This window comes from Streptococcus bovismuti (genome assembly GCF_042436615.2).
In the GTDB taxonomy this organism is placed as follows: Bacteria; Bacillota; Bacilli; order Lactobacillales; family Streptococcaceae; genus Streptococcus.
The window spans coordinates 1-500 of the sequence record NZ_JBHMFR020000002.1 but is presented as its reverse complement, the minus strand read 5'-3'; the positions used below and the strand labels follow the sequence as shown (position 1 = coordinate 500).

5 tRNA genes are annotated in these 500 nt (G+C 52.4%); all 5 read right to left on the bottom strand.

The annotated features are described in order from the left end of the window. Window positions 1–36: 36 nt before the first annotated feature. A tRNA-Met gene (locus tag ACERDH_RS02870) sits at window positions 37–110 on the bottom strand. A 10-nt stretch (window positions 111–120) separates the two neighbouring features. Next, window positions 121–210 (bottom strand) — tRNA-Ser (locus tag ACERDH_RS02865). A 12-nt stretch (window positions 211–222) separates the two neighbouring features. Further along, window positions 223–296: transfer RNA gene (locus tag ACERDH_RS02860), tRNA-Ile, on the bottom strand. A gap of 13 nt (window positions 297–309) precedes the next feature. Next, window positions 310–383, bottom strand: a tRNA-Met gene (locus ACERDH_RS02855). 5 nt (window positions 384–388) lie between these two features. After that, window positions 389–462, bottom strand: a tRNA-Pro gene (locus tag ACERDH_RS02850). Between the last annotated feature and the right edge of the window lie 38 nt (window positions 463–500).

Genomic DNA, 500 nt, shown 5'->3' with positions numbered 1-500 from the left:
AATCCATTGCTCTACCAACTGAGCTACCGAGCCTTATTGCGGGAGCAGGATTTGAACCTACGACCTTCGGGTTATGAGCCCGACGAGCTACCGAGCTGCTCCATCCCGCGTTAATACAAAAGGAGGATGTGGGATTCGAACCCACGCACGCTTTTACACGCCTGACGGTTTTCAAGACCGTTCCCTTCAGCCGGACTTGGGTAATCCTCCATACTATTCAAATGGACCTTGTAGGACTTGAACCTACGACCACTCGGTTATGAGCCGAGAGCTCTAACCAGCTGAGCTAAAGGTCCAACAAGATCATTATAGCGGCGAAGGGGATCGAACCCCCGACCTCCCGGGTATGAACCGGACGCTCTAGCCAGCTGAGCTACACCGCCATGTATCGGGAAGACAGGATTCGAACCTGCGACACCTTGGTCCCAAACCAAGTACTCTACCAAGCTGAGCTACTTCCCGAGTTAAATAGAAAAATGCACCCTAGAGGAGTCGAACCT